At 72.4% G+C, this 26116-nt stretch carries 26 protein-coding genes and 1 pseudogene; 15 read left to right on the plus strand and 12 right to left on the minus strand.

Going from position 1 to position 26116, the window contains the following annotated elements; translation table 11 throughout:
• The first annotated feature begins 1 nt into the window (after position 1).
• The 5 genes from OG625_RS35275 to OG625_RS35295 all read left to right on the plus strand — a co-directional run bounded on the left by OG625_RS35275 (position 2) and on the right by OG625_RS35295 (position 3402).
• A complete protein-coding gene (locus OG625_RS35275) occupies positions 2 to 484 on the plus strand; it encodes an SRPBCC family protein (protein ID WP_329389121.1) in 483 nt (160 codons plus the stop codon).
• Positions 485 to 549: 65 nt separating this feature from the next.
• On the plus strand, positions 550 to 891 hold the full coding sequence (locus tag OG625_RS35280) for a TcmI family type II polyketide cyclase (protein ID WP_329389123.1): 342 nt from the start codon (positions 550 to 552) through the stop codon (positions 889 to 891).
• A 177-nt stretch (positions 892 to 1068) separates the two neighbouring features.
• Entirely contained in the window at positions 1069 to 1701 is a 633-nt protein-coding gene (locus OG625_RS35285; protein WP_329391228.1) for an NADPH-dependent FMN reductase, read from the plus strand.
• Between the two features lie 62 nt (positions 1702 to 1763).
• The gene (locus OG625_RS35290; protein WP_329389125.1) at positions 1764 to 2681 is read left to right on the plus strand and encodes a MurR/RpiR family transcriptional regulator; all 918 of its coding nucleotides are present in this window, start codon (positions 1764 to 1766) and stop codon (positions 2679 to 2681) included.
• 334 nt (positions 2682 to 3015) lie between these two features.
• Complete coding sequence (locus tag OG625_RS35295) at positions 3016 to 3402, plus strand: hypothetical protein (RefSeq protein WP_329389127.1); 387 nt, start codon at positions 3016 to 3018, stop codon at positions 3400 to 3402.
• A gap of 15 nt (positions 3403 to 3417) precedes the next feature.
• On the opposite strand, the gene OG625_RS35300 is transcribed toward OG625_RS35295, so the two are convergent.
• Positions 3418 to 3792, minus strand: coding sequence for a toxin Doc (locus OG625_RS35300; RefSeq protein ID WP_329389129.1), 375 nt, complete (start codon positions 3790 to 3792; stop codon positions 3418 to 3420).
• Positions 3793 to 3975: 183 nt separating this feature from the next.
• Between OG625_RS35300 and OG625_RS35305 the strand changes: the two genes are divergently transcribed.
• Complete coding sequence (locus OG625_RS35305; protein WP_329389131.1) at positions 3976 to 4485, plus strand: hypothetical protein; 510 nt, start codon at positions 3976 to 3978, stop codon at positions 4483 to 4485.
• Here OG625_RS35305 and lpdA read toward each other — a convergent pair.
• Positions 4482 to 5885, minus strand: a complete 1404-nt coding sequence (lpdA, locus tag OG625_RS35310; protein ID WP_329389133.1) for a dihydrolipoyl dehydrogenase — start codon at positions 5883 to 5885, stop codon at positions 4482 to 4484. The two genes, OG625_RS35305 and lpdA, sit on opposite strands and share 4 nt — an antisense overlap.
• Before the next feature lie 154 nt (positions 5886 to 6039).
• Between lpdA and OG625_RS35315 the strand changes: the two genes are divergently transcribed.
• Positions 6040 to 6288: a hypothetical protein gene (locus OG625_RS35315; RefSeq protein ID WP_329389135.1), complete on the plus strand. Its 249-nt coding sequence runs from the start codon at positions 6040 to 6042 to the stop codon at positions 6286 to 6288.
• Positions 6289 to 6341: 53 nt separating this feature from the next.
• Here OG625_RS35315 and OG625_RS35320 read toward each other — a convergent pair whose 3' ends face one another.
• Positions 6342 to 6644 (minus strand): SHOCT domain-containing protein, encoded by a 303-nt coding sequence (locus tag OG625_RS35320; RefSeq protein ID WP_329389138.1) that lies wholly within the window; start codon positions 6642 to 6644, stop codon positions 6342 to 6344.
• A gap of 224 nt (positions 6645 to 6868) precedes the next feature.
• On the opposite strand from OG625_RS35320, the gene OG625_RS35325 reads away from it, so the two are divergent.
• Positions 6869 to 7249, plus strand: coding sequence for a nuclear transport factor 2 family protein (locus tag OG625_RS35325; RefSeq protein WP_329389140.1), 381 nt, complete (start codon positions 6869 to 6871; stop codon positions 7247 to 7249).
• 34 nt (positions 7250 to 7283) lie between these two features.
• On the opposite strand, the gene OG625_RS35330 is transcribed toward OG625_RS35325, so the two are convergent.
• Positions 7284 to 7949 carry a response regulator transcription factor gene (locus OG625_RS35330; RefSeq protein WP_329389142.1) on the minus strand — a complete coding sequence of 222 codons (666 nt, stop codon included), beginning with the start codon at positions 7947 to 7949 and terminating at the stop codon, positions 7284 to 7286.
• The gene (locus tag OG625_RS35335) at positions 7946 to 9151 is read right to left on the minus strand and encodes a sensor histidine kinase (protein WP_329389144.1); all 1206 of its coding nucleotides are present in this window, start codon (positions 9149 to 9151) and stop codon (positions 7946 to 7948) included. The genes OG625_RS35330 and OG625_RS35335 overlap by 4 nt, the downstream gene beginning before the upstream one ends.
• 177 nt (positions 9152 to 9328) lie before the next feature.
• Here OG625_RS35335 and OG625_RS35340 point away from each other — a divergent pair, with 177 nt between their 5' ends.
• The gene (locus tag OG625_RS35340) at positions 9329 to 10879 is read left to right on the plus strand and encodes an MFS transporter (protein ID WP_329389146.1); all 1551 of its coding nucleotides are present in this window, start codon (positions 9329 to 9331) and stop codon (positions 10877 to 10879) included.
• A gap of 108 nt (positions 10880 to 10987) precedes the next feature.
• Here OG625_RS35340 and OG625_RS35345 read toward each other — a convergent pair whose 3' ends face one another.
• The 4 genes from OG625_RS35345 to OG625_RS35360 form a co-directional block, all read right to left on the minus strand.
• Positions 10988 to 11317 (minus strand): hypothetical protein, encoded by a 330-nt coding sequence (locus OG625_RS35345; protein ID WP_329389148.1) that lies wholly within the window; start codon positions 11315 to 11317, stop codon positions 10988 to 10990.
• Positions 11318 to 11331: 14 nt separating this feature from the next.
• Positions 11332 to 12096, minus strand: coding sequence for a class I SAM-dependent methyltransferase (locus OG625_RS35350; protein WP_329389149.1), 765 nt, complete (start codon positions 12094 to 12096; stop codon positions 11332 to 11334).
• Between the two features lie 264 nt (positions 12097 to 12360).
• Positions 12361 to 12963 carry an NAD(P)H oxidoreductase gene (locus OG625_RS35355; RefSeq protein ID WP_329389151.1) on the minus strand — a complete coding sequence of 201 codons (603 nt, stop codon included), beginning with the start codon at positions 12961 to 12963 and terminating at the stop codon, positions 12361 to 12363.
• 84 nt (positions 12964 to 13047) lie between these two features.
• Positions 13048 to 13797 (minus strand): SDR family oxidoreductase, encoded by a 750-nt coding sequence (locus OG625_RS35360; protein ID WP_329389153.1) that lies wholly within the window; start codon positions 13795 to 13797, stop codon positions 13048 to 13050.
• A 135-nt stretch (positions 13798 to 13932) separates the two neighbouring features.
• Here OG625_RS35360 and OG625_RS35365 point away from each other — a divergent pair, with 135 nt between their 5' ends.
• From OG625_RS35365 to OG625_RS35380, 4 genes are all read left to right on the plus strand, one after another.
• Positions 13933 to 17172: a BTAD domain-containing putative transcriptional regulator gene (locus tag OG625_RS35365; protein WP_329389155.1), complete on the plus strand. Its 3240-nt coding sequence runs from the start codon at positions 13933 to 13935 to the stop codon at positions 17170 to 17172.
• A 30-nt stretch (positions 17173 to 17202) separates the two neighbouring features.
• On the plus strand, positions 17203 to 18156 hold the full coding sequence (locus OG625_RS35370; protein ID WP_329389157.1) for an aldo/keto reductase: 954 nt from the start codon (positions 17203 to 17205) through the stop codon (positions 18154 to 18156).
• A 176-nt stretch (positions 18157 to 18332) separates the two neighbouring features.
• On the plus strand, positions 18333 to 19142 hold the full coding sequence (locus OG625_RS35375; RefSeq protein WP_329389159.1) for an MBL fold metallo-hydrolase: 810 nt from the start codon (positions 18333 to 18335) through the stop codon (positions 19140 to 19142).
• A gap of 140 nt (positions 19143 to 19282) precedes the next feature.
• Entirely contained in the window at positions 19283 to 20002 is a 720-nt protein-coding gene (locus OG625_RS35380; RefSeq protein WP_329389160.1) for a helix-turn-helix domain-containing protein, read from the plus strand.
• Between the two features lie 59 nt (positions 20003 to 20061).
• On the opposite strand, the gene OG625_RS35385 is transcribed toward OG625_RS35380, so the two are convergent.
• Positions 20062 to 21471 (minus strand): nucleobase:cation symporter-2 family protein, encoded by a 1410-nt coding sequence (locus tag OG625_RS35385; protein WP_329389162.1) that lies wholly within the window; start codon positions 21469 to 21471, stop codon positions 20062 to 20064.
• A gap of 193 nt (positions 21472 to 21664) precedes the next feature.
• Positions 21665 to 22100 (minus strand): annotated as a pseudogene (locus OG625_RS35390) (endonuclease/exonuclease/phosphatase family protein); the annotation flags it as partial.
• 78 nt (positions 22101 to 22178) lie between these two features.
• On the opposite strand from OG625_RS35390, the gene OG625_RS35395 reads away from it, so the two are divergent.
• Entirely contained in the window at positions 22179 to 23282 is a 1104-nt protein-coding gene (locus OG625_RS35395) for an AI-2E family transporter (RefSeq protein WP_329389164.1), read from the plus strand.
• Positions 23275 to 25326 (plus strand): prolyl oligopeptidase family serine peptidase, encoded by a 2052-nt coding sequence (locus OG625_RS35400; protein ID WP_329389166.1) that lies wholly within the window; start codon positions 23275 to 23277, stop codon positions 25324 to 25326. Before OG625_RS35395 ends, OG625_RS35400 begins: the two co-directional genes overlap by 8 nt.
• A 36-nt stretch (positions 25327 to 25362) precedes the next feature.
• Here the strand turns inward: OG625_RS35400 and OG625_RS35405 are convergent, their stop codons facing one another.
• On the minus strand, positions 25363 to 26058 hold the full coding sequence (locus OG625_RS35405; RefSeq protein WP_329389168.1) for a TetR/AcrR family transcriptional regulator: 696 nt from the start codon (positions 26056 to 26058) through the stop codon (positions 25363 to 25365).
• Positions 26059 to 26116 lie beyond the last annotated feature (58 nt).

The raw sequence follows: 26116 nt of genomic DNA on the forward strand, positions 1-26116 counted from the left end.
GATGGCAGGACACACCGAGAACGAGATCACCGTCAACGCGCCCGTCGACACCGTGTGGGAGGTGACCAACGACCTGCCGAACTGGCCGCACCTGTTCAGTGAGTACGCCTCCCTCGACATCCTCGAACAGGAGGGGGACACCACCCGCTTCCGGCTGACCATGCACCCCGACGAGAACGGCACGGTGTGGAGCTGGGTTTCGGAGCGCACCGTCGACCGCAAGGGCCTCCAGGTCAAGGCCCGGCGCGTGGAGACCGGCCCGTTCGCGCACATGGACATCCACTGGGAGTACTCCGAAGTGCCGGGCGGCGGCACCCGGATGAAGTGGACGCAGGACTTCGCGATGAAGCCGCAGGCCCCGGTCGACGACGCGTGGATGACCGACAACATCAACCGGAACTCCAAGATCCAGATGGCGCTGATCCGGGACAAGATCGAGCAGCGGGAGCGCGAGAGCCGCGCTCCCGCCGCCGGTCGAATCTGAAGCACAGCCCCAAGCACAGCCCCAAGCGCAGTCCGGAAGAAGTGAAGCGAAAGGCGCACAGCAGGATGCACAGCAAGCACCGCGCTCTCATCGTCGCCCGCATGGCGCCGGAGTCGGCACCCGACATCGCGGACCTGTTCGCGAACTCGGACTCCGGTGAACTCCCGCACCTGGTCGGGGTCACCCGCCGCAGCCTGTTCCAGTTCGGCGACGTGTACCTCCACCTGATCGAGTCGGACCGGCCCCCGGGCCCGGCCATCGCGAAGGTCACCGACCACCCCGAGTTCCGGCAGCTCAGCGACCGGCTCACCGCGTACATCAGTCCGCACGACCCGGAGACCTGGCGCAGTCCGAAGGACGCGATGGCCCACGAGTTCTACCGCTGGGAGAACCCCGGCGCCAAGTGACCCGGCGGCCCGGACGGGACCCGCACACCCGCGTGTGCGGGTCCCGCCGCGCGTGCCCCCACCGCCCAGCAGGAAGATCAGGAGACGGCGATGACCCCGACCGGCCACGAACAAGACCCCGACCACTTCCCGACGGACCCGGCCCGCCCGCACGACGGCGAGCACGGCCGCGGCTCGCTGCGCGTGTTCGTCCTCTCCGGGTCCTCCCGCACCGGCTCGGTCAACGCACGCCTCGCGGCCCTCGTCGCCGCCCAGATCGGCCGGGCCGGGGCGGTCGCCGATCCGGCCACGCTCGGCGACTTCCCCATGCCGCCCTACGACGGCGACATGGAGGCCGACGAGGGGCTGCCGAAGGGGGCGTTGGCCCTGTGCGAGCGCATCGAGGCCGCACAGGCCATGGTCATCGCCTCCCCGGAGTACAACGCCTCCGTCCCGGGCGTGCTGAAGAACGCCGTCGACTGGGTCTCGCGCTACCGCCCGCAGCCGTTCAAGGACAAGCAGTCCCTGCTGGTCTCGGCCTCGCCCTCGATGGTCGGCGGCAACCGCGGGCTCTGGGCCCTGCGCGTACCGCTGGAACACCTCGGAGCCCGCGTCTACCCCGACATGTTCAGCCTCGCGGGCGCCCACCACGCCTTCGGCGTGGACGGCGGCCTCGCCGACTCCGGCCTCGGCGAGCGGCTCACCGCCACGATCGGCTCCTTCCTCGACCTCGTCGAGGCCGACACCCGGTACCTGTCCCTGCAGCGCCGCTGGTACGAGTTCCTGGGCGACCGCACCGATGCCCCGGTGACCTCCCGCGCCCAAGATTGATCTTCGTCGGGCATGCGTGAGCTATGTTTGAGCGCGAGTGTGGTGGAGAAGGAGGCCCTCCCGTGTCATCGGGGCAGCAGGCACGCGCGCAGGCGGCCGCGATCAAGCCGAGCGATCAGTCGTCCGAGGAGGTCCGCCCTCCCGCCGACCGGCTCCTCGCGCTCTTCGACGGCCACCGGCTGTCCCCGGGCCAGCGCCGCATCGCCCAGTACCTGATCGACCACCTCACCGAGGCCGCGTTCCTCTCCATCACCGAGCTCGCCGAGCGGGTGGGCGTCAGCCAGCCGTCGGTGACCCGGTTCGCCGCCTCCCTCGGCTTCAGCGGCTACCCGGCCCTGCGTGACGTGCTCCAGCCGATCGCGCTGAGCGCGGTCGCCGGAGCCCCCGACACCCGTGAGCAGATCCGCCGCAACGAACTGCAGGCGGCCGTCGACGCCGAGATCGAGAACCTGGAGAACGTGCGCCGGCTGCTCGCCGACACCAACCAGGTGCTCGACATCGGCCGGGACCTGGCGGCCTCGGTGCCCCTGACCGTCCTCGGCCTGCGCATCTCGGTCTCGCTGGCGGAGTACTTCGCGTACGCGGCCCGGCGCATCCACCCCGACGTACGTCTGGTGACCCGCGGCGGCAGCGTCGCCTTCGACGCCCTGCTCCAGTCCCGGGCAGCCGGCGGGACGTGGGTGCTGGCCTTCGCCATGCCCCGGCACGCCAAGGAGACCCTGGCCGCGCTCCGGTTCGCCCGCAGCGCGGGGCTGCGCGTCGTGCTCATCACCGACCCCACCGTGGGGCCGCTGGTGGACGAGGCGGACGTGGTGCTGACCGCGGGTACCGGTTCGCGCCTGGTGTTCGACTCCTACGCGGCCCCCGGGATGCTCTCCGCCGCCCTGCTCCAGTCCATGGCCGACGCCGACCCGGAGCGCACGCAGTCCCGGCTGGAGCAGTACGAGCACGCCGCCGAGCAGCACCACTTCTTCCTGTAAGGACCCGCCTTCCCAGGCCCCCCGAACCGGCTTCGACCTGGACATATTCACACTTCGGCATGCATGAAATTTTTCATACCCTTGCCTACTCGACGGTATATATGTTTACTGACGGCGGCGCTCCGGATCCACCAAGATGCCAAGGAGGACTCTCCCCAAGTCCTCCCGAATGGGCAGCCGGCACGACGAACCTCCTCACGTCGCGGCCGGATGCCGAGTCCAGGCTTACGGATCCCGCAGGGCGCCCATGGCGGCCTCGGTCAACCCCTGGGCCGAGGCCGCCCCCCACGCAACGTCTCGATCAGAGTTTCGACACCACTCGGAAGTGACGAGAATGCCCCAGACGGCGACCCTCACGCGCAGCCCGGACTGGCCCCTGCAGGTCAAGCCCCCCGGGACCCACGACTGGGAACGCAGCGCCACGCGCTGGCTGCGGGACCTCCTCCCGGCCCGCTACGGCGGCTACCTGACCCTGACCCGCCACCACGCGCTCCTGGTCCGGCACGTCCAGCTCCAGTTGACGCACGAGATGCGCGCCGTACGGGTGGCCATGCAGACCAGCCGGGCCGAACTGCCCATGCTGGGCATGGCCGAGTCCGTCATAGAGAACACGATCAGGATGTACGCGGTGGAGCTGGAACAGCTGAGCCGGCTCGCCCGCGGCGTGCGGCTCGTCGGCGACGCGCTCCTCGTAGGGACCCCCGCCCAGCGCAGGCGCTGAGCCCGCTGCGGCCGGCTAGGCGTTCCGCCAGGAGCGCAGCCGGTCGGCGACGTCGTAGACGGTGGCGCGGAGCGTGCGGATGTCCGTGATGAGCTCGCGCCACTGCTCGTAGCCGGCCACCACCGTCCGGCCGGAGGCCTCGATGTACGCGACGGCGACCCCATAGGCGAAGTACTCGTTGGAGTCCGGGAGCGGGCGGAGCAGCACGATCGCCTCCAGGAGCGCGGCCGCGCGCCAATAGGCATCGGGATCGTCCACGCCGAGGCTGGGCGTGTTCACCCGGTGCCGGGCGACGGCGGCGACCAGGGCGGAGTGGTCGGCCACTTCCACGTCCTTGAACAGGGCCTCCTGCCGCTCCAGCAGCCAGCGGTGATCGATGTGCAGTTCCACGCGTCCGAGTATCCCCGCCCGCGGCCCGGCCGTGGGGCTTTTCGGGTCGGACGGGGACACCCGGGCGGGGCGGCGCCCGGCGGCCCCTCGGTGACGGACGGATCTCGCGGCCGCAGGGGTGTTCCGCAGCGGAGGCTTTGCCTCCTACGGTCTGTGCAGCACCGTTCCGGATCTGGAGGCAGAGTGAAGCGCGAGATCGACATCGAGCAGCTCGTGACGGCGATGAAAACGGTCGACGAGGCGGGCCGCCTCTTCGAGGAGGCACTCGCCGTGTACGAGGCACGCGGTCTCCAGCGCAACGGCGACGACTTCAAGGTGGCGGGCGGCTCCGTCCAGACCCTCCAGGGCGCCGAGGAGATGGCCAGGGGCGCGCGCAAGTTCCTCACGGACCTCGCGCTGATCGTCGGCTACGCGAGCGCGGGCTTCGACGAGCGGGTGGCCGGACGCCACGCGATGTCGCGGACGGGCTTCACCGCCGTCTCCGGCGGCGGCGCCCGGATGGCCCGCCCGCTGCTCGAACCGACCCTGCGGGGGCTGCGGCTCCTGCAGTCCGTGGACCTCTTCGACGACGCCTTCCGGGAGGCCGTCGAGGAGGTGGCGCGCGCGGAGAGGGCGACCTACCCGGACCCCTCGATGTTCCGCATCACCGACGCCACCACCGTCCCCGCGGGGAGTCCCTCGTCCCGGGCCTAGAAGTTGATCATGTGTCCGGCGAGACCGTGCACGGCCTCCTTGACCGCTTCGCCCAGGGTCGGGTGGGCGTGCACGTTGCGCGCGACCTCGTGCACGGTCAGGTCCCACTGCTGGGCCAGGGTCAGCTCGGGAAGCAGCTCGGTGACGTCCGGGCCGATCAGGTGGGCTCCGATGATCTCGCCGTGCGTCGCGTCGCTGATCAGCTTCACGAAACCGGCGGTGTCGCCCAGGCCGTGCGCCTTCCCGTTGGCGGTGAACGGGAACTTGGCGACCTTGACGTCGAAGCCCTTCTCCCGCGCCTGCGCCTCGGTCCAGCCGAAGCTGGCGATCTGCGGCTGGCAGTAGGTGGCGCGCGGGATCATCACGTAGTCGAGCTCCATCGTCTCGGCGTCCGCGATGGTCTCGGCGGCGACGACGCCCATGGCCTCGGCGGTGTGCGCGAGCATCAGCTTGGCCGTCACGTCGCCGATGGCGTAGATGTGCGGCACCGAGGTGCGGCAGCGGCGGTCCACGTCGATCGCGCCGCGCTCGGTGACGCGTACGCCGGTGGCCTCCAGCCCGTAACCCGTGACGTTCGGCGCGAAGCCGATCGCCTGAAGCACCTTGTCGGCCTCCAGGACCTTCTCCGCGCCGTCCTTCCCGGTGACCGTCACGCGCACCCGCGGGCCGGACTCGTCGATCGACTCGACCCGGGTCGAGGTCAGCACGTCGATGCCGAGCCTGCGGTACCGCTTGGCGAGTTCGGCGGACACGTCGGCGTCCTCCAGCGGCGCGATCCGGTCCAGGAACTCGACGACGGTCACCTTCACGCCGTAGTTGTGCAGGACGTACGCGAACTCGATGCCGATGGCACCGGCGCCGGCGATCACGATCGACTGCGGTACGCCGTCGGCGAGGATCTGCTCCTCGTACGTCACCACGCGTTCGCTGCGCCGGGTGCCGGGCAGCAGCCGCGGTGTGGCGCCGGTCGCGATGATGCAGTGGTCGAAGGTCAGGGTGCGGTTCGTGCCGTCGGGCTGCGCCACCTCGAGGGTGTGCGCGTCGAGGAACGTGCCCCGGCCGTCGATCTCAGCGATCCCGTTCTTCTTCATCAGGAAGTGGACGCCCTTGACCCGGCCGTCCGCGACCTGGCGGCTGCGTCGGAACGCCGCGCCGTAGTCGAACGACACGCTGCCTTCCACCTCGATGCCGAAGGTCTTCGCCTCGTGCGTGAACAGGTGCGCCAGCTCGGCGTTGCGCAGGAGCGCCTTCGTGGGGATGCAGCCGACGTTGAGGCAGACTCCGCCCCAGTACTTCTCCTCCACGACCGCGACCCGCTTGCCCAGCTGGGCGGCGCGGACGGCGGCTACGTAACCGCCGGGGCCCGCACCGAGTACGACGACATCGAAGTGGTTGCTCATGGTGGTTCCTCACGGTTGGCCATGGAACTACGTGACATGGAGATCATCTTGGCCGCGGTGGAGGAAAGGAATCACATTTCGGCCGTCTCGGCGTCCTCGGGCTCCTCCGGGTCCTCGGGGTGCCGGTTTGGGCGGGTGGGGCGAGGCTGGGGGTATGCATCACGCACCCGTCGTCGTGCACCGGATCTTCCCGTCGGGAGGACGCCAGGTGACCCTGCGCACTCAAGTAGGCGAGGAGTCCCTCGGGCTGGCCCGCTCGGACGAGGACGTCATCGAGTTCCTCCGGCGGGCCGGCATGCCCGATCCCGACGAGGTCGTCCTCGGCGACACCGAGCTCCTGGAGTGGGACTCCGACACCCCCCACGTGTACGCGGCGGATCCGCCGACCGACGACCTCCCGTGACGGGCCCCGCCCGGACGCCGGCCTCGCCGCCGCCCGGACGGTGGTCGCGGTGCTCACGCCGTACCGTCCTTGAGGGAGCGGCCGAACTGCTCGTCCAGGACGGACAGCCGCCGCCAGTACTCGTCCTCGTCGATCTCGCCGGAGGCGAAGCGGCGGCCCAGGATCGAGATCGGCGAGCGCTCGCCGTACGGCGCCGCGCCGCGGCCCGCCCACAAAGCCCGGCGGCCGCGCCACACCGTGCGGCGCAGCACCGCCACGACGGTGATCACGACCGCCGCCCAGATCAGCGGGAAGAGCAGGATCCACGGCCCGGCCCCGTCGTGGGCGAGGGTGTTGAGCGTGTCGAGGGTGTTCATGTCGGTTCAGCTCCTCGGAAGCGTCGACGTTGTCGTCTTGCTCCGAGAGTGGCCGCGGGAGGCGGTGCGGGTCGTCGTACGGCCGGCTGTACCGCGGGTACTTCCGCTGGAGTACCCGCGGGGCACACGGGACGAGCCGCAGCGGATGCCCTCGTGAACGCCGCTGCCGGCCCCGCCCTGCGCGCCGCCGTCCCGCACCCGGCGCCCGACCCTACGGTGGCACCATGAGCGACCCGGAGAAGAACAGGGCCACAGCCAAGGCGTTCTACGACCTGATGTTCAACCAGTGCCGCCCGGCCGAGGCCGTGGAGGCGTACGTCGGGGACACCTATACCCAGCACAACCCGCACGTGGGCGACGGCAAGCAGGCGTTTATCGACTACTTCGAGCGCATGGCCGCCGAGTACCCGGGCAAGCGGGTGGAGGTCAAGCGCGCCTTCGCCGAGGGCGACCACGTGATCCTGCACTGCCACCAGACCTGGCCCGATGAGGAATACGCCGGCATCGACATCTTCCGTTTCGACGACAACGGCAAGATCGTCGAGCACTGGGACGTCCTCCAGGTCATCCCACCCGCCTCCAGGAACGACAACACCATGTTCTGAGCACCGCCCGGCGCGCCGTCGCCGACAGCCGTCGTCAGCCGAGCCAGCCGGGCCGCACCAGCCCCGATTCGTAGGCCAGCACGACGAGCTGCGCGCGGTCACGGGCAGCGAGCTTCACCATGGTCCGGCTGACGTGCGTCTTCGCGGTGAGCGGGCTGACCACCAGACGGCGGGCGATCTCCTCGTTCGACAGACCCATGCCCACCAGCGCCATCACCTCCCGCTCCCGGTCGGTGAGCCGCTCCAGCCCGGCCGCGGCGGCGGGCTGCTTCGAGCGGGCCGCGAACTCGCCGATCAGCCTGCGCGTGACCCCCGGGGACAACAGGGCGTCCCCCTCGACCACCGCACGGACCGCACGCAGCAGCTCCGCTGGCTCGGTGTCCTTGACGAGGAACCCCGAGGCCCCCGAGCGGATGGCTTCAAAGACGTACTCGTCGAGCTCGAAGGTGGTGAGCATGACCACCTTGACCTCGGCGAGTTCCCCGTCCCCGGTGATCCCACGGGTGGCGGCCAGCCCGTCCAGCACCGGCATCCTGATGTCCATCAGCACCACGTCCGGGCGCAGCTCCCGGACCAGCCGGACGGCCTCCTCCCCGTCCGCGGCCTCGCCCGCCACCTCGATGTCCGGCTGGGCGTCGAGCAGTGCCCGGAACCCCGCCCGCACCAGCAGCTGGTCGTCGGCGAGCAGTACACGGATCACGGATCCTCCTGGATCGAAGCGGCCTTGAGCGGGAGCCGCGCCACTACGCGGAAGCCGCCGTCCGGGCGTGGACCGGCCTCGATGGTGCCACCCAGGGCCGAAGCCCGCTCGCGCATTCCGACCAGACCGTTGCCACTGCCGCCCGCCGGGTCCCCGGTCGCCGGGCCCTCGTCGTCCACGCGCAGTTCGAGTGCGCCCGGCTGCCAGCCGAGACGGATCCGCGCGGTACGCGAGCCGGAGTGCCGCACCACATTGGTCAGGGCCTCCTGGAGGATGCGGAAGGCCGCCAGGTCCATGCCGGGAGCCAGCGCCCGCGGGGCCCCCTCGACCGTGACCACGACGGTGAGCCCGGCCGCGGCGGCCTGTTCCACCAGCTCGGGGAGCCGGTCGAGACCGGGGGCGGGGGAGCGTGGGGCGTCCCCGGGGGCGCGCAGGGTGTCGAGGACCTGGCGGACCTCGCCCAGCGCCTCCTTGCTGGCCGCCTTGATGGTGGTGAGCGCCGTACGCGCCTGCTCCGGATCGGTGTCGAGGAGGGCCAGCCCGACGCCCGCCTGGACGTTGATCACCGAAATGCTGTGGGCGAGGACGTCGTGCAGTTCGCGGGCGATCCGCAGCCGCTCCTCGTCCACCCTGCGTCTCTCGGCCGCCACCCGCTCGGCCCGCTCCCGGGCCCACTGCTCGCGGCGCACGCGGACCAACTCGGACAGGGCCAGTATCGCCAGCACCCACGCGGTGATGACCAGCTCCTGCGCCCAGGGCGCCGGCCCGTCCCCGGCGGGCGGGAGCCACCGGTAGAGCCAGTGGCCGATGAGCAGGTGCCCGGCCCACAGCATCCCGACTGCGCCCCAGGCGGCTCTTCGGCGCCCGGCGATCACCGCGGCGAAGCAGGCCACGGCGAGGCTGATGAAGACGGGGCCGTACGGGAAACCCGCCCCGACGTACACCAGGGTGACGAAGGCGACCCCGTACGCCACGGCCGACGGATGCCGGTGCCGTACGACGAGGAGCGCGGGCCCGAGCAGCAGCAGGAGCCGCCCGAGCCAGTCCAGCGACACCCGCCCGGTCTGTACCCGCTCGGCCCATCCGGAGCCGACCTGGGCGAGGACCGCGACGAGCAGCGCCGAGCGCCAGGCCGGGCTCCGCCCGGTCCGTTCCACCCATCGCCGCCACGGAGGGTCCCGGCGCTCGCGCTGCTCTTCCATACCGGCCACGCTAGAGCGCGCCCACCGTCACCCGCGTCACCCCGTCGTAGCGTTTTCGGTGTACTCCCCAGGTAGTACACGGTCCGCGGTTGGCTTCGGCCGAGCGGGCGGGCGGCCCGAACGGGGCCGTAACAGGGCCCGAACCGGACCCGAGCCGGCCCGGCCGAGGGTGTGGCCATGACCTCGACGACTCTGCTTTCGAAGACCTCGCCGGCCAGGGCCGGAGTACGGGAATGGCTCGGCCTCGCCGTTCTCCTGCTGCCCGTGACCCTGATGACCGCGGACCTCGGGGTGCTGTGGCTGGCGACCCCGTTCCTGACGGCCGATCTGCACCCTTCCAGCAGCGAGCTGCTGTGGACCACCGACATGTACGGGTTCATGACGGCCGGATTCCTGGTGATCATGGGTGGGCTCGGCGACCGCTTCGGGCGGCGCAGGCTGCTGCTGGCCGGTTCGGCGGGTGTGGTGGCGGCCTCGGTGCTCGCCGCCTACGCCGGCAACCCGCAGACCCTGATCGTGGCGCGGGCCCTGCTCGGGGTGGCCGGGGCCGCGGTGCTGCCGTCGACCCTCGCGCTCATCAGCCACATGTTCGCCGACGTCCGCCAGCGGGCCACGGCGATCGCCATGTGGGTGACCGCCCTGTCGGTGGGCATCGCCGTGGGGCCGGTGATCGGCGGGGTGCTGCTCGACCACTTCTGGTGGGGCTCCGTCTTCCTGCTGGGCGTACCAGTGATGCTGCCCGTCCTGCTGTTCGCGCCGTGGCTGCTGCCCGAGTACCGGGACCCGGCCGCCGGCCGCGTCGACGCGCCGAGCGTGGTGCTCTTCCTGCTGGCCATCCTGCCGGTCGTCTACGGGGTCAAGAAGCTCGCCGAGTTCGGGGTGCAGGGCACGTACGTGGCGGCCATCGGCGCCGGCGCGCTGTTCGGGACGCTGTTCGTACGGCGACAGCGCCGGATCGCGGCGCCGCTGCTGGACCTGCGGCTCTTCGCCGACCGGGCGTTCACCGGGGCGCTGCTGACGCTGCTGCTCGGCATGATGGCCCTGAACGGCATCGAGTACCTCGTCCCGCAGTACCTCCTGGCCGTCGCGGACCTCTCCCCGCTCGCGGCCGGCCTGTGGCTGCTGCCCGGAGCGGCGGGCCTGGTCGCGGGCTCCCAGCTGACCCCGGTGCTGGCCCGACGGCTGCGGCCCGCGTACGTGATCCTGGGCGGCCTGGTCGTGATGGGATCCGGGTTCGCGCTGTCGGCGGCCGAGGGCACCGCGGCCGTAGCTGCCGGGCTGACCCTGGTGATGGCGGGCGTCGCACCGATCAGCGTGCTCGGTACCGCACTGGCGGTGGGCGCGGCCCCCGCGGAGAAGGCGGGTTCGGCGGCGGCCACCGGGCAGACCGCCTACGACCTCGGCCTGGCCCTCGGCATCGCGGGCACGGGGAGCGTCGCGGTCGCCGTCTACCGCGACGAGGTCTCCGCCGCCGCGCCGGCCGGCGTACCGGAACAGGCCCTGGAAGCCGCCCGGGAGACGGTCGGCGGCGCCGCGGACGCGGCGTCCGCGCTGCCCGGCCCGCTGGGCGACGACCTGCTCGCTGCGGCCCGGGACGCGTTCACCGCCGGCTTCCACACGGCGGCGGCGGTCAGCGCGGGCCTGGCCCTGGCCACGGCGGTGGTGGTGGCGGTCCTCCTGCGGCACATCCCCCCGATCGGCGCCGACGCGCCGCAGGACACGCACTGAGCACCGGCGCCACGTACCTGAGCCACGCACCCGCGCCACGCACCCGAGCACCCGCGACCCAGCCCGGTCGGCACCCAGCCGACCGGGCTCGGCGCGTCCCAGCGAGGACTACGCGGAGTCGCGCTCGGCGAGGAACTCGTCGAGCAGCCGGAACAGCACGACGAGGGCGTGTTCCTCGTCCTCGGGCGGCAGGTTCCGCATGTTGTCCCACCCGCCGGGGAGGGCGATGTGCAGGACCAGGCCCGCCCACGTGTGGTTGCAGTCGCGGCCGCGGCGGGCGACCAGCCACTCGTGCCAGCCGGCCAGGCCGGGCCCTCCGTGGCGGATCGCGTGCTGGTCGTAGCCGGTGAGGAAGGCCGTCATGCGGTGGAAGGACGACGTGCCGACGAACATGCCGGGGCATCGGCCGACCGTGGCGAAGTACTCGCGTTCGGTCATGTCCGCGAGCGGCTTCACCGCCGGGCGGCCGGCCGGCGGAACAGGGCCGTCCAGAGGAAGTCCTCGCCGAACAGCGCCGACTCGGCCGGCTCGTCGCGCATCCGGCGCAGCTCCACCTCCGCGAAGTCCGAGAAGATCCAGCGGAGCGACTCCGGCGTGTACGCGAGGCCGCCCTGGAGACCGGACGCGCGGTAGAAGTCGGCGTCGGGCAGCTCGGAGCCCATCCCGCCGGCCGCGAAACAGGTCAGGGCGAGGTGACCGCCGGGTGCCAGGACCCTGTCGAGCAGGGCGAGGTAGCTCACGCGGCGGTGCGGGGGCAGGTGGTGGAAGCAGCCGGAGTCGTAGACCAGGTCGTACGGACCGCTCAACTCGGCCGTGGTGAGGGCGAAGGCGTCCCCGCAGTGGAAGCGCACGTCGGCCCCCGCCTCGCGGGCGCGCTCCTCGGCCCACGTGATGGCCGCCGGTGACAGGTCCACGGCGTCGACCTCGAAGCCGAGGGAGGCGAGCCGCAGGGCGTTGCGGCCCGGGCCGCAGCCGATGTCGAGGGCGCGGCCCGGGGAGATCAGGCCCCGGTCGAGGTACGAGACCAGGCTCTCGTCGGGCTTCGCGACGAAGAAGGGCACCGGCTTCGAGCGGTCGGCGTAGAAGCCGTCCCACCAGGAGGCGCCGCCGCTGGTCCAGCGGTCGGCCTCCGGCGCGAACAGCCCGTCGAGGAGGCTCAGTACGTCCTCCACCGTGCGGATGGTGCGGTCCCCGTTCAGGCCCACGTTCTGGTTCATCAAGTCCCCTTTCCCGAGGGGGAAATCGTATGCGGGGATGATACAAAAGCCCAGGTCGGAGCGCATGCAGGAGAGGCGTGGGAGGCTGCCTGGCGACCTCTGGCCGAGGTGGGGATCCTCCCTCTCTCGGGTGGGTGTGCCAGGCCCTCCAAGGGCCTGCCCGAGGCCCTCCCGGGGGCAGTTCCGGCCGTCGCCGGGCAGGTTTTACGAGAAAGACCGGCAGCCCGCCCCTTCCGGGGCGGGCTGCCGGGTCCGTGGTCCCGTTCAGATCAGTGCGGGGGCCTCGCTCAGCGAGCGGACGGCGGCCTCCGCCTCGGCGAACACCTCCCGTGCACGGTCGGCCCGCAGCTCGCGCGGGATGCCGGAGAACTCCGTCCCGTACAGGAACCGGAACTCGACGCGGCCTACCCCGCAGAACTCCGAGACACCGGTCTTCAGCTGGAGTTCCAGCGCCTCGGTGAGCGCGGACGACTCCGCCCCGCCCGCCAGGGCCAGCCACAGCATCCGCTTCCCGGCCAGGCGCGGCTTGCTCCGCCCGTAGGCGAAGCCGTAGTTCCACACCCGGTCGATCCAGCCCTTCAGTACGGCCGGCGGGGCGTACCACCACACCGGGAAGACCACGATCACCTCGTCGGCCGCCTCGATCCGCCGCATGTGGGCGCGGACCTCGGGCGAGTACTCCTTCTCGCGGTTCGTCCAGTCCGGTTCGTCGGCCGGGGTCAGCCGCGGGTCGAAGCCCTCCGCGTACAGGTCGAGCACGTCCACGGTGCCACCCGCGGCCTCCAGCAGCCGGCGGGTGCGGTCGGCGACCTGGGCCGTGAGGGAGTCGGACCGGGGGTGGGCCAGGACGAGCAGGGTGCGGGACACGGAGGCCTCCAAGGCGGGGTGGCGGGCGGGGCGTTCGGCAGCCCGGAAGGGAAGGGAGGGAAGGAACGGGAGCGGTGAGGGGCGTCAGATGCCGAGGCCGGAGCCGCCGCTGACGTCGATGTTCTGGCCGGTGATCCAGCGCGCGTCGTCCGAGGCGAGGAAGGAGACCACGTCGGCGACGTCGGCGGGCTGCCCGACCCGGTCGAAGACCGAGAAGGAAGCGGCGTGCGCCCTGGCCGCCGGATCGGCCAGCCACGGGTGGATGTCGGTCTCGACGGTGCCGGGCGAGACCGCGTTGACCGTGATCCCGCGGGAGCCGAGCGTCCGGGCGAGGGTCAACGTCAGCACTTCGACGGCTCCCTTGCTGGCGGCGTACGAGGTCATGCCGGGGAAGGCGACCTTCGTGACACCGGAGGAGACGTTGATGATGCGGCCCCCGTCGCGCAGCCGCTCCAGCCCCTTCTGGATGATGAAGAAGGGGGCCTTGGCATTGACCGCGAAGACCTTGTCGTAGTCGGCCTCCGCGACCTCGTGGATCAGGCCGGGGCCGGCGATGCCGGCGTTGTTGACCAGGATGTCCACCCCGTCGGCGTGCTCGTCGAAGGCCGCCCACAGCGCCTGCGCGTCACCGGGCAGGCCCAGTTCGGCGCGGATCGCGAACGCCCGGCCGCCCGCCGCCTCGATCGTGCCGACCGTCTCCTTCGCCGCGGCCTCGTTCCCCGCGTAGTGCACGGCGACCCGCGCGCCCTCCGCGGCGAGCGCCAGGGCGATGGCGCGCCCGATGCCGCGGCTCGAACCGGTGACCAGTGCCGTCTTGCCGTTGAGCTTTCCCATGATGGGCTCCTCGTTCTCCGTGTTCGGGGTGGTGCTTCGATGTGATGAAGCCTGCGGCGCGGCGCATCGGATCCGGCTCGGACCCGGTTCGGGTTGTGTTACGCCCCCGTTCGGGGTGCGGGTTACGGTGGCGCCATGCGATTCGGAGTGCTGGGGCAGCTGAGCGTGTGGACGGCCGAGGGGATATCCGTACGGGTCCCCGAGCTGAAGGTGCGCACCCTGCTGGCCTCGCTGCTCGTCGAGGCGGGGCGGCCCGTCTCCGCACACCGGCTGATCGACGACCTGTGGGGCGAGGAGCAGCCCGGCAACCCCCTGAGGGCCCTTCAGGCGAAGGTCTCCCAGCTGCGCCGCGTCCTGGACGAGGCCGAGCCCGGCGCCCGCGACCTGGTCGCCACCCGCGCCCCCGGCTACGTCCTGGCCGCCCCCCGGGACGCCGTGGACTCGGCCGCCTTCGCCGCCCTGGCGGCCAGGGCCCGCGCGAGCTCCGACCCCGGCGTACGGGCGGCCCTGTACGCCGAAGCCCTCGCCGTGTGGCGGGGCCCGGCCTTCGCCGACTTCGCCGAGGAGCCCTTCACCCGGGCCGCGGCCAACCGGCTGGAGGAGGAACGCCTGGTCGTGCGGGAGGAACACGCCGAAGCCAGGCTCGAACTCGGCGAACACGCCCTCCTCGTCGGCGAGCTCGCCGAACTCGTCGAGCGGCATCCGTTGCGGGAGCGACTGCGCGCCGTGCACCTGAGCGCCCTGTACCGGGCGGGCCGGCAGAGCGAGGCGCTGGCGGGCTACGAGGACCTGCGCACCCGCCTCGCGGACGACCTTGGCCTGGACCCCAGCCCCGCCCTCGTCGCCTTGCAACGGGCCATCCTCACCCAGGACCCCGGGCTGGAGGCCCCGACCGCCGCTCGGCCGGTGCCCGGGCCCCCGACGAACTCCGTGCAGCACGCGGCCCGTACGAACCTGCCCGCCGCGCTGTCCACCCTGGTCGGCCGGGACCGCGCGGTGGCCGCCGTACGCGAACTCGCCGCCACCCGGCGCCTGGTCACCCTCACCGGCCCCGGCGGGGTGGGCAAGACCCGGCTCGCCGTGGAGAGCGCCGCCGGGCTCACCGGTACGTTCCCCGACGGGGTGTGGCTGGTCGAACTCGCCGGATCCAAGGGCGAGGTGGCCGAGGCGACCGCCGCCGCCCTCGGGATCCGCGACGACGCCGTCTGGGGCGCGCCCCCCGACGCGCGGCGTCCCGGCTCCGCCGAACGTCTGGCCGGGGCGGTGCGCGAGCGCGAACTGCTCCTCGTACTGGACAACTGCGAGCACGTCGTCGACGAGGTGGCGGCCCTCGTGGAGATCCTGCTGCGCACCGCCCCCGGACTGCGGATCCTGACGACCAGCCAGGAACCCCTGGCGCTGGCCGGCGAGACGCTGTGGAACGTACCCGCCCTCGAACTCGGCGCAGCCGTCGAACTGTTCACGGCGCGCGCCACGGCCACCGCCCCCGGCTTCGCCCTCACGGACGCCAACCGTGGCACCGTCGAGGCCGTATGCCGCCGCCTCGACGGCATCCCCCTCGCCCTCGAACTCGCCGCGACCCGGGTCCGCGCCCTCGGCGTCGAACGCCTCCTGGAGCGCCTCGGCGACCGCTTCCGCCTCCTCGCCTCCGGACAGCGCGGGGCGCCCGCCCGCCAGCAGACCCTGCGCGCCGTGATCGACTGGAGCTGGCACCTGCTCACCGCCCCCGAGCAGGCCGTGCTGCGCCGCCTGGCCGTGCACGCCGAGGGCTGCACCCTCGAAGCCGCCGAAGAGGTCTGCGCGGGCGACGGCGTGGACCCCGCCGACGTGCTCGACCTGCTGGTCCGCCTCGTCGACCGCTCCCTGGTCGCGCCGGCCCCCGGCCCGGCCGGCCCGCGCTACCGGCTGCTGGAGTCCGTGGCCGCGTACTGCGCCGAACGCCTCGACGAGGCAGGCGAGTCGCGGGCCGCCCGGGACCGGCACCTGGCCCACCACCTCGATCTCGCCGAACAGGGCGCACCCCGGCTGCGCACGGCCGCCCAGAGCAGCTGGCTGGAGCGGCTCGACGTCGAGGGCGCGAACCAGCGCGCCGCCCTCGACCACGCCCTCGACCAGGCCCGCGCCACCGGGGACGCGGCGGCCGCGCTGCGCCTGGCCTGCGCCCTGGCCTGGTACCGGATCCTGCGGGGCCGCCTCGGCGAGGGCGAACGCGCGCTCCGCGCGGCGCTCGCCGCCCCCGGCGAGGTCCCGGCCGAGCTGCGCGCCCGGGCGGCCGTCTGGCACACCGGCTTCGCCGTCATGGCGGGGGAGGGGGCCGGCCGAACGGCCCGTATCCGTACGGCACTCGACGCCTACGAATCCTCCGGCGACCGGGCCGGCCTCGCGTGGGCGCGCTGGTTCCTGGCCCACACCCTGAGCGTGACCGGCGATCCGGTCGGCGGCCGGCACCTCACCGAGCAGGCGCTCGAAGGCTTCCTCGCCCTGGACGACCGCTGGGGAACCGCCGCGGCCCTCGCGGACCGCTCCGTCCAGCTCCTCCTCGGGGGAGACCTCGCGGGCGCCGCCCGCGACGGAGCCCGCAGCGCCGAGCTGTTCCGAGGGGAGGGCGACGGCGCCGCACGGTTGTGGACCGTCTACCCGCTGGCCTCCTTCGCCGAGATCCACGGCGACTACACCGAGGCCGCCCGTCTCCAGCGCGAGGGGCTGGAGACCGCGGAGAGCCTCGGCCTGGCCACGCAGGCCGCCGACCTGCTCTCCGGCCTCGGCCGCAGCGCCCTCCTCACCGGCGACCTCGACGCCGCCCGCGACCTGCACGAACGCTCCCGGCGCACGGCGGCCGAACAGGGCTTCACCGCAGGCGAGATCAACGCCGAACTGGGCCTCGGACTCGGCGCCCGCCGCGCGGGAGACCTCCCCGCCGCCGAGCGGCACATGCGCCGGGTCCTGGAGTGGCACCGCAGCGTGGGCCTCGACGGGGCCAACGCCCTGATCCTGGCCGAGCTGGGCCACATCGCCCAGCTCGGCGGCGACACCGAAGGCGCCCTCGCCCTCCAGGAGCAGGGCCTCACGATCGCCCGCACCACGGGGGACCCGCGGGCCCTGGCCCTGGCCCTGGAGGGGCTCGCCGGGGCCCTCGCCCCCGCCGGCCGCCCGGCCGCCGCGGCGGCCCTCCTCGGCGCGGCGGACGCGGCCCGCCGCTCGACCGGCGCCCCGCTGCCGCCGGCGGAGCGCGCCGATGTGGACCGTACGACGACCACCGCCCGAGAGGCCCTGGGCGGCGAGCGGTTCGACGCGGAGTTCGCCCGGGGCCGCGCAGTGCCGGCCGACGCGGCCTACGAACGGATCACGGACGCCCCCTCCCAGGGCCCGGCCTGACCCCGAAAGGCAGGCCCTAGGGTGGGGGCCGTGACGACGAACGTGGGTGCGGGCGAGCGGGTGCTGTACGGGTGCATGGGGCTGGGCGGGAGCTGGGAGCCCGAACCGTACGGCCCCGCCGACATCGATACGGCCGAGGCGGCGATCGTCGCCGCCCTGGACAGCGGGATCACCGCCTTCGACCACGCCGACATCTACCGCGGCGGCAAGTCCGAGGCCGTGTTCGGCGAGGTGCTCGCCCGGACGCCGAGACTGCGCGAACGCATCACCCTCCAGACCAAGTGCGGGATCCGGCGGGCCGAGGACGACCGGCCGGGAATGTACGACCTGCGCGGCGAGACCATCACGCGCCGCGTCGAGGAGAGCCTGACCCGGCTGCGGACCGACGTCCTCGACGTGCTCCTGCTGCACCGCCCCGACCCGCTGGCCGACCCGGACGAGATCGCGTCGGCCCTCACCTCCCTGCACAGGCAGGGCCTCGTACGGAACTTCGGCGTCTCCAACATGGGCGCCCCGCAGATCGCACACCTCCAGGCCCGGCTCGACGTACCGCTCGTGGCGAACCAGCTGGAGATGAGCCTGCACAGCCGCGACTGGGTCGAGGCAGGCGTGCTGCTCAACACCCCCCACTCCACGGGCAACGGCTTCCCGCTCGGCACGCTGGAGCACTGCCGCGACCACGGCATCCGCCTCCAGGCCTGGGGCGCGCTCGCGCAGGGCCGGTTCACCGGCCTCCAGCAGACCCCCGCCGAGCAGGCCACCGCCGTGCTCCTCGCCGACCTCGCCCGGCGCAAGGGCACCACCCCCGAGTCGGTGCTGCTGTGGTGGCTGGCCCGGCATCCCGCCGCCATCGCGCCGGTCATCGGCACCGTGCGCCCGGACCGGATCCGCGCCTGCCGAGACGCGGCGACGCGCGAGCCGGACCTCACGCACGAGGAGTGGTACGAGCTCTGGATCACGGCCCGAGGCGTCCGCCTGCCCTGAACCGCGAGGCGGTCCCATGACCCGCGGGGCGGGCCCGTGACCCGCGGGGCGGGCTCGTGAGCTGCGGGGCGGGCCTCATGAGCCGCGCGGGGCGCTACCGCCTTCCGCGCGCGCCCGCAACCCGTGGGCGCCACCATGGAAGGACAGCCTGTCCCCGCAGAATCGTGGAGAGCGTCATGAGCACCCACAAGATCGGCCCCGACACCACTGTTCTCGCGGATTGCCTTGAGGTGCCGGGAGTCGGCTTCATCCCGGTCAACGCCTTCGTCCTGCACGCCGAGCAGCCCGTCGTCGTCGACACCGGCCTCGGTCTGCCCGACCGGGACTTCCTCGACACGCTCGGTTCGGTGATCGATCCCGCCGACGTGCGGTGGATCTGGCTGACCCACCCGGACCGAGACCACACCGGCGGCCTCTTCGAGCTGCTCGAAGCCGCACCCGAGGCCCGCCTGGTCACCACCTTCCTGGGCGTCGGGATCATGTCGACCGAGCGGCCGCTGCCCATGGACCGGGTGTACTTCCTCAACCCCGGCCAGAGCCTGGACGTGGGCGACCGGACCCTGCACGCCTTCCGGCCGCCGCTGTTCGACAACCCGGCCACCGTCGGCTTCTACGACGAGCGCTCCCGGACCTGCTTCAGTTCCGACTGCTTCGGCGGCCCGATGCCCACCGCGAACGTCGCCACGGCCCCCGACGTCTCCGGGGTGCCGGCCGAGGACGTGACGTCCGCCCAGAGGTTCTGGGCCAGTGTGGACAGCCCCTGGCTGCAGTTGGTGGACCCGGACCGCTTCCTCGCCACCGTGGAGCCGCTGCGCTCCATGGACCCGGAGACCATCCTGAGCACCCACCTGCCGCCGGCCCTCGGCCTGACCGGGCGGTTCGTCGACGCCCTCGCCGCGATGCCGGGGATCGCCCCCTTCGTGGGGCCCGACCAGGCCGCGCTGGAGCAGATGCTCGCGGGCTTTGAGCCGGGAGGCCCCGCCTGAGCGTGGCCTTTGAATGCAAGGCGAATTGACGGTTCCACCCTGCCGAACATCTGTTAGTGTGCCCGCGCTTGGTGTTCATCCATCAATCCGTCTCCCCTCGCGCGCCGCCGCGCCCGAGGGTGCTGCGAGGTGTCTCGTACGTGTACAGCACTCCGTTCTCCCCCGCCGAGGCCAGATCCGCGCGAGCGCGCATGGGTCTGACCGCCGAACAGGTGGCCCACTCCATGGCGGCCTGCGGCGTCCCCGTCCACCCCCAGTTCGTCCTCGCGTGGGAACACGGCTCCCACGTGCCCACGGACCGGCAGCTCTTCTCGCTGGCCGCCGTCCTGTGGTGCGACACCACCACCCTCATGGGTGTCGTGCCGCGCACGCTGGCCGAGCACCGGCTGGCCCGCCAACTCACCGTGGAGCGGCTGGCGTACCGCATAGGCATGGACCCGACCGACTACCGCGAGGCCGAGGACGCGCGGCAGTGGTACGGGGACGCCCGGCAGACCCGGGTGCTGGTGGAGGCCCTCGGGCTGTCCTTGAGGGGGCTCGTCGGGATCCTGGGCCGGGTCGAGGAGCTGGAGGAGTGTCTGCGGTCGGCCGTGGGCGGGCGCTGGAAGACGTACGTCGAGCCGGTGGCGGAGATCGTCGTCGTCGACGAGACCAGCGTGGGCGACGCGCTGCGGACGATGCACGCCGAGTTCTCCGGTTTCTCGGAGCGGTACATGGGCCACCTGGTCGCCCGCAACGACGACGCCCGGCTCAAGGAGATAGCGGCCGAGCGGGCCGCCTTCCTGCGCGGACTCGTCGACCACTTCTGGGAGTTGATCGGCGAGGCGGGCGAGGCGTCGCCGTTCCCCGCAGGGAGCTGAGCGTCAGGTGCCGCGTGCCGGGACGACGTCCCGGCGCGCGGCCGCCGGCGTGGAGCGCCTCAGCGGGCGGGTTCTCCGATGTCGTCCCAGTCGATCTCCATCGTGGTGCGGCTGGTGAAGACGTTGAAGAGCAGGTTCAGCGTGATGGCGGTGAGGGCGCCCAGGGTGATCCCGCTGTCGAGCACGGCCCGCACGTCGTCCGGCATCCGCTCGAAGAACGGCGCGACCGTCGTCGGCAGCAGGGCCGCGCCCAGACTGACCGCCAGGATCAGGGTGTTGCGCTCCTCCCGCAGGTCGACCTTGCCCAGGATCTGGACCCCGACCGCGGCGACGATGCCGAACATGGAAATCGCGGCCCCGCCCAGCACCGGATGCGGGATCGAGGCGACCAGGCTGCCCGCCTTCGGCAGCAGCCCCAGTACGACCATGAACACCCCCGCCGCGACGACCACGTACCGGCTCATGACCTTGGACATGCGCACGATGCCGATGTTCTCGGCGAAGGCCACGTACGGGAACGAGTTGAGGACACCGCCGAGGACCGTCGCCGCCCCGTCGGCGCGCAGCGCCCTCGCGACGGTGTCGGCGTCGACCTCCTTGCGGGTGATCTCCCCGATGGCGTAGACGTCGCCGGTGGTCTCCACCATGGTGATCAGCATGACGACGAGCATCGCGATGATCGGCAGTAGCTCGAAGCGCGGCATTCCGTAGTGGAAGGGGGTGGTGACCCCGAACCAGTCGCTCTCCCGCACCGCCGAGAGGTCCACGTCGCCGAAGGCCCACGCGACCGCCGTGCCGACGAGGAGTCCGAGCAGGACGGCGAGGCTGGACAGGAACGGCTTGCCGATCCGGACCATCGAGAGGATGAAGAGCAGCGTGCCCAGCGCGTACGCGAGGTTCTTCGGGTCCCCGTAGGCGGGGGTGCCGATCAGGTGCGCGCCGCCCGCGGCGTCCTGCAGGGCCACGGGTATGAGGGTGATGCCGATGATCGTGAGGATCGTGCCGATGACGACCGGCGGGAAGTACTTCACGAGCTTGCTGAACAGCGGCGCGAACGCGAAGGTGGCGATGCCCGCCGTGATCACCGCTCCGTAGACGACGAGCAGGCCCGCCGTACCGCCGCCCGCCCCCGTCCCGATGGCGATCATGGGGGAGACCGCGGTGAAGGTGACGCCCTGGACCAGGGGCAGCCGAGCGCCGACCCGCCAGACCCCGAGGGCCTGGATGATCGTGGCGATACCGCAGGTCAGGAGGTCCGCGTTGATGAGGTGGACGAGCTCCTGGTGCGAGAGTCCGAGCGCGTTCCCGACCAGGACGGGGACGATGACGGCCGCCGCGTAGAACGCGAGGAGGTGCTGGAAGCCGTACAGCGCGAGCTGCGGGACCGGCAGCAGCTCGTCGACGGGATGCGTCCGCTCCCCGGAGGACGGGGAGGACTGCCGGGAGGACCGACGGGTGGTGCGTGCCATCTCTGCCTTGCCTTGCGAGGTAGGTGAATGAGAAGACCGCCGCCCTCCAGTCCTGGGTGACAGGACGAGGGCAGACCGGCTCGTACCGAGCCGACGCCGGGCGGTGTTGCCGACAGCACGTCGCTCTGCACTCTGCGATAGCGTCCCGGATTGGCGGGACTTCCTTCGATCTGCGTATCGGATACCTATGGGTTCATGGGATCCGAAGGCCGTTCGAGCGGAGGGCGCTCACCATAGCCAAAGCTCGTGATTCCTCGCTAGTAACCGGAAGCTGTAGGTCCGCCACGACGGGACGGTGGTCGGAGGCGAGGCTGTCGGCCACCGTCGCGCAGCGCACCCGTACTCCCGCCGACACGGCCACGTAGTCGATCCGCCGCACCGGCCCGCCCGGCGGGAAACATCGGATCCCGCACGGCAGGATCCGCGCGGTAGTCGAGGTGGGTCGCGTAGGCGCGCAGGACCGTGCCCCGCACTCGCAACACGACCTCCCCGAAACCGGGGGCGGGAGCGGGTACCGGCGTCGGCCCCGGGTCCTGGGTCGAGAGCCGGGTGATCGCGTCGTTCACGGTGGCCGCGACCGGGTGCCGGGACAGGACGGTCACCCCGAACCGCAGGCAACGAGCCGACGGCCGTACCCCGGCGCCCCGGACGGGGGAATCCGGGCACCGGGGTGTGGGAACGCCGCTCCGGTGTGGCAGCCATGGACCATGCAGCCGGTGTCACCTTTCCTGCGTACGGCCGCGTCGTACGCCTGGCGCCTGCTGGTCGTCGGCGCCGCCGTGTACGCGGTCTTCGCCGTGCTCGGCCGCTTCCACGAGATCGCCGTCGCGCTGTTCCTCGCGCTGGTGGTGGCGGCCCTGCTGTCCGCGCCCACCCGGCGCCTCGCGCGGAGGATGCCCCGGTCGCTCGCCGTCGCGCTCTGTCTCCTCGGCAGCGCGGTGCTGCTGCTGGGGGTGCTGGCCCTGGTCGGCGAGGCGGTGGCGGGGGAGAGCACCACCCTGGTCGGGGAGTTCCGCAGCGGACTCGACAGCATCGAGGAATGGCTGGAGCGGCCGCCCTTCCGGCTGAACCCGGACGCGCTGTCCAACGTCCAGTCGCGGGTCGGCGCGTACCTGTCGAGCCACCGCTCCACCCTCCTCAGTACGGCGGTCAGCGGCGCCGGGCAGCTGATCCACGTCCTCACCGTCGTCGCCCTCGCCGTTTTCTGCTCGGTCTTCTTCCTCTACGGCGGCGACGGCCAGTGGTCGTGGTTCTGCGGACAGCTGCCCGCACCGGCGCAGGGCCGCGTGGCGGTCGCCGGGCGCGCGGCCTGGCGTACGTTCACCGGATACACCCACGGGATCGTCATCGTCGCGGCCGTGAACGCCGTCCTCGTCGGGCTGGCCCTGTACTTCCTCGGCGTGCCGCTGGCCGTGCCCCTGGCGTTGCTGGAGTTCCTCGCGGCCTTCATCCCCCTCGTGGGATCGCCCATCGCGCTGGCCGTCGCCGCCGTGGTCGCGCTGGCCGCGAAGGGGCCGCTCGTCGCGGGGCTGGTGATCGCGCTGATCGTGGTCATCGGCCAGATCGAGGGCCATCTGCTGCACCCGCTGGTGATGAGCCGGGCGGTCCGGCTGCACCCGCTCGTCGTGGCGATCTCGGTGGTCGCGGGGACCATCGCGGCCGGGGTGGTCGGCGCGGTGGTCGCGGTCCCCCTGGTCTCGGTGGTCTGGTCGGTGCGCACGGCCCTGCGCGAGGACCGCCTCGCGGCCGGGCCCGGGCCGGGGGCCGCGCGGACCGCACCCGGGCATCCTGCACAATCGGCGGATGAGTGATGAAGACCCCTACCTCTGGTTGGAAGACGTGTCCGGCGAGGAAGCCCTCGCCTGGGTGCGGGAGCGCAACGCCGAGACCGTCGCGGCACTGACCGGATCCCCCCGGTTCAAGGTGCTGGAACGCGAGGTCCGCGAGGTGCTCGACGACGACGGCCGGATCCCCTACGTCGTCCGCCGGGGCCCGCACCTGTACGACTTCCGGCAGGACGCCGACCGCGTCCGCGGGGTGTGGCGGCGCACCACTCTGGAGGAGTACCGCACGGAGCGGCCGGCCTGGGAGGTGGTCCTCGACCTGGACGCACTCGCCGGGGCCGAGGGCGAGAAGTGGGCCTGGGCGGGCGCGGCCGTGCTGGCCCCCGCGTACCGGCACGCACTGGTCATGCTGTCGCGGGACGGCGCGGACGCCTGCGTGGTGCGCGAGTTCGACCTCGAAACCCTGGAGTTCGTCGAGGACGGATTCACGGTCGAGGAGGCCAAGACCCGCATCGGATGGATCGACCGGGACCGGGTCTGGGTCGGTACGGACTTCGGTGAGGGATCGATGTCAGGGTCCGGCTATCCGCTCCAGGTGCGCCGCTGGCGGCGCGGCACCCCGCTCGCCGAGGCGGAGAAGGTCTACGAGGGACGGCCCTCGGACCTGTCGGCCTCCGGCTGGCACGACGACACGCCCGGCTTTGAGCGGGACTTCGTCCACCGCCAGATCGACTTCTGGAAGCAGGAGCTGTTCCTCCTCCCCGAGGGAGCGGCCGCGGACGGCCCGCCGCTGAAGATCGACGTACCGGACGACGCGAGCGCCCACGTACACCGCGACTGGCTCACCGTCACCACCAAATCGCCCTGGCTGGGCCACCCCGAGGGCACCCTGCTCGCCTTCGGCTTCCAGGCCTTCCTCGCGGGGGAGCGGGAGGCCGAGGTGCTGTTCACCCCGGACGAGCGCACCGCGCTCGCCGGGTACAGCTGGACCCGCAATCACCTGATCCTCAGCACCAGCGCCGACGTCTCCTCCCGGATGGAGCTCCTCACGCCGGGCCCCGACGGCTGGCGGCGCGCGCCGCTGGCGGGGGTGCCGCCGCTCTCCACGGCCTCGGTCACCTGTACCGACCCGGACGCGGGCGACGAGTACTTCCACCACGTGAGCGGCTTCCTCCAGCCCTCCACCCTCTACCGGGGCACGGCGGGCGGCGACGGCGCGAGCGACAGCGGCAGTGACAGCGAGAGCCTCAAGCAGGAGCCGGCGCTCTTCGACACCGCCGGCCTCGCGGTGCGCCAGCACTTCGCGACCTCCGCGGACGGCACGAGGGTGCCGTACTTCGTCGTCGGCCCCGAGGACCGGCCCGGCCCCGGGCCCACCCTGCTCTACGGCTACGGCGGCTTCGAGGTCTCCATGCTCCCGGGGTACAGCGCGGTCACCGGGCGTGCCTGGCTGGCGCGCGGCGGCACGTACGTGGTCGCGGGCATCCGGGGAGGGCACGAGTACGGGCCCGGCTGGCACAAGGCGGCCCTCGGAGCGAACCGGGTCCGGGCCTACGAGGACTTCGCCGCGATCGCCCGGGACCTCGTCGCCCGGGACATCACCACGCCGGCGCAGCTGGGCATCGAGGGCGGCAGCAACGGCGGGCTCCTCATGGGCGCGATGCTCACCCGCGACCCGGAGCTCTTCGGCGCGGTCGTCGCCCACGTGCCGCTGCTGGACATGCTCCGCTTCCACAAGCTGCTGGCCGGTGCCAGCTGGATCGCCGAGTACGGGGACCCGGACGACCCGGCCGACCGGACCCACCTGGAGCGGATCTCCCCGTACCACCAGGTCCGGGCGGACGGGCCCGCGTACCCGCCGCTGCTCCTGCTGACCTCGACCCGTGACGACCGGGTCCACCCGGGCCACGCCCGCAAGATGGCCGCGCGGCTGCGCGAGCACGGGCATCCGGTGCTGTTCCACGAGCACCTCGGCGGCGGCCACGCGGGCGCCACCGACCACGGGCAGACCGCCTTCAACGAGGCGCTCGTCCACACCTTCCTGTGGGAGCGGCTGACCCCGCCCAGGTGACGCCCGGCGCCGTGACGGGGACCGCTGCCGTGCCGGCTACGCCCCGCGCAGCGTCCGCACCCGGGTCTCGATCGAGGTGATCAGGGCTTCGACCCGGGCCTGGAAGATCTGTTCCTCCGTCACCTCGGCCAGATCGCCGCTCAGTCGGGTGATGTGGGGGAAGCCCTCGGGGTCGACCAGGCGGTACTCGCGGTTCCAGGAGTTCTCGTCGGCCTCCCGGATCTCCGGGGCGAACAGCAGGTAGGCCGCGCGCTGGCCGACGTACGCGAGCAGGGAGTCGCCGACCATCCGGTAGTGGACGGCGGCCTCGGCCCCTTCGAGGCCGGCCTCCGTCACGGCGCCGAGGATCAGCTCGACGACCCGGAACTCGTTGGGCCTGCGGGTGGTCCGGCTGGCCATGGTGGAGCCGACCACCGGGTACCTGAGCGCGACTTCGAGGGAGCCGTCGGCGAGCGCGCGCAGCCGGTCCTTCCAGTCGAGGCCCTCGGGGATGCTGTCGAGCACCTCGCCCAGGGTGCGGTCGGCTACGGAGAGCAGCAGCTCGTCCTTGTCGCGGAAGTGCCGGTAGATCGCTGTCGGGTCGGCGCCGAGTTCCTCGCCGAGTCGTCGGACGGTGAAGGCGTCCTCGCTGCCGCGGGCCGCGATGCGCAGGCTGGCTTCGATGATCACGTCGGGTGTGAGCTGGCTTCCCGCGCGCTTGGACCGGGTGGTGGTCTCAGATGACTTCGGCATGGTGCGGCCAGTGTATCGATTTGGAACGGAGCGAGCGCAACACCGTTGACAACATTGT

The organism is Streptomyces sp. NBC_01351 (genome assembly GCF_036237315.1).
In the GTDB taxonomy this organism is placed as follows: Bacteria; Actinomycetota; Actinomycetes; order Streptomycetales; family Streptomycetaceae; genus Streptomyces.

What these genes read in the sequence shown, in the direction of transcription:
- OG625_RS35365 (WP_329389155.1), top strand. Translation starts at nt 13,933, where the DNA reads ATGCGATTCGGAGTGCTGGGGCAGCTGAGCGTGTGGACGGCCGAGGGG.
- OG625_RS35400 (WP_329389166.1), top strand. Translation starts at nt 23,275, where the DNA reads ATGAGTGATGAAGACCCCTACCTCTGGTTGGAAGACGTGTCCGGCGAG.
- OG625_RS35325 (WP_329389140.1), top strand. Translation starts at nt 6,869, where the DNA reads ATGAGCGACCCGGAGAAGAACAGGGCCACAGCCAAGGCGTTCTACGAC.
- OG625_RS35320 (WP_329389138.1), bottom strand. Translation starts at nt 6,644, where the DNA reads ATGAACACCCTCGACACGCTCAACACCCTCGCCCACGACGGGGCCGGG.
- OG625_RS35335 (WP_329389144.1), bottom strand. Translation starts at nt 9,151, where the DNA reads ATGGAAGAGCAGCGCGAGCGCCGGGACCCTCCGTGGCGGCGATGGGTG.
- OG625_RS35315 (WP_329389135.1), top strand. Translation starts at nt 6,040, where the DNA reads ATGCATCACGCACCCGTCGTCGTGCACCGGATCTTCCCGTCGGGAGGA.
- OG625_RS35385 (WP_329389162.1), bottom strand. Translation starts at nt 21,471, where the DNA reads ATGGCACGCACCACCCGTCGGTCCTCCCGGCAGTCCTCCCCGTCCTCC.
- OG625_RS35375 (WP_329389159.1), top strand. Translation starts at nt 18,333, where the DNA reads ATGAGCACCCACAAGATCGGCCCCGACACCACTGTTCTCGCGGATTGC.
- lpdA (WP_329389133.1), bottom strand. Translation starts at nt 5,885, where the DNA reads ATGAGCAACCACTTCGATGTCGTCGTACTCGGTGCGGGCCCCGGCGGT.
- OG625_RS35280 (WP_329389123.1), top strand. Translation starts at nt 550, where the DNA reads ATGCACAGCAAGCACCGCGCTCTCATCGTCGCCCGCATGGCGCCGGAG.
- OG625_RS35395 (WP_329389164.1), top strand. Translation starts at nt 22,179, where the DNA reads ATGCAGCCGGTGTCACCTTTCCTGCGTACGGCCGCGTCGTACGCCTGG.
- OG625_RS35340 (WP_329389146.1), top strand. Translation starts at nt 9,329, where the DNA reads ATGACCTCGACGACTCTGCTTTCGAAGACCTCGCCGGCCAGGGCCGGA.
- OG625_RS35350 (WP_329389149.1), bottom strand. Translation starts at nt 12,096, where the DNA reads ATGAACCAGAACGTGGGCCTGAACGGGGACCGCACCATCCGCACGGTG.
- OG625_RS35360 (WP_329389153.1), bottom strand. Translation starts at nt 13,797, where the DNA reads ATGGGAAAGCTCAACGGCAAGACGGCACTGGTCACCGGTTCGAGCCGC.
- OG625_RS35275 (WP_329389121.1), top strand. Translation starts at nt 2, where the DNA reads ATGGCAGGACACACCGAGAACGAGATCACCGTCAACGCGCCCGTCGAC.
- OG625_RS35295 (WP_329389127.1), top strand. Translation starts at nt 3,016, where the DNA reads ATGCCCCAGACGGCGACCCTCACGCGCAGCCCGGACTGGCCCCTGCAG.
- OG625_RS35345 (WP_329389148.1), bottom strand. Translation starts at nt 11,317, where the DNA reads ATGACCGAACGCGAGTACTTCGCCACGGTCGGCCGATGCCCCGGCATG.
- OG625_RS35405 (WP_329389168.1), bottom strand. Translation starts at nt 26,058, where the DNA reads ATGCCGAAGTCATCTGAGACCACCACCCGGTCCAAGCGCGCGGGAAGC.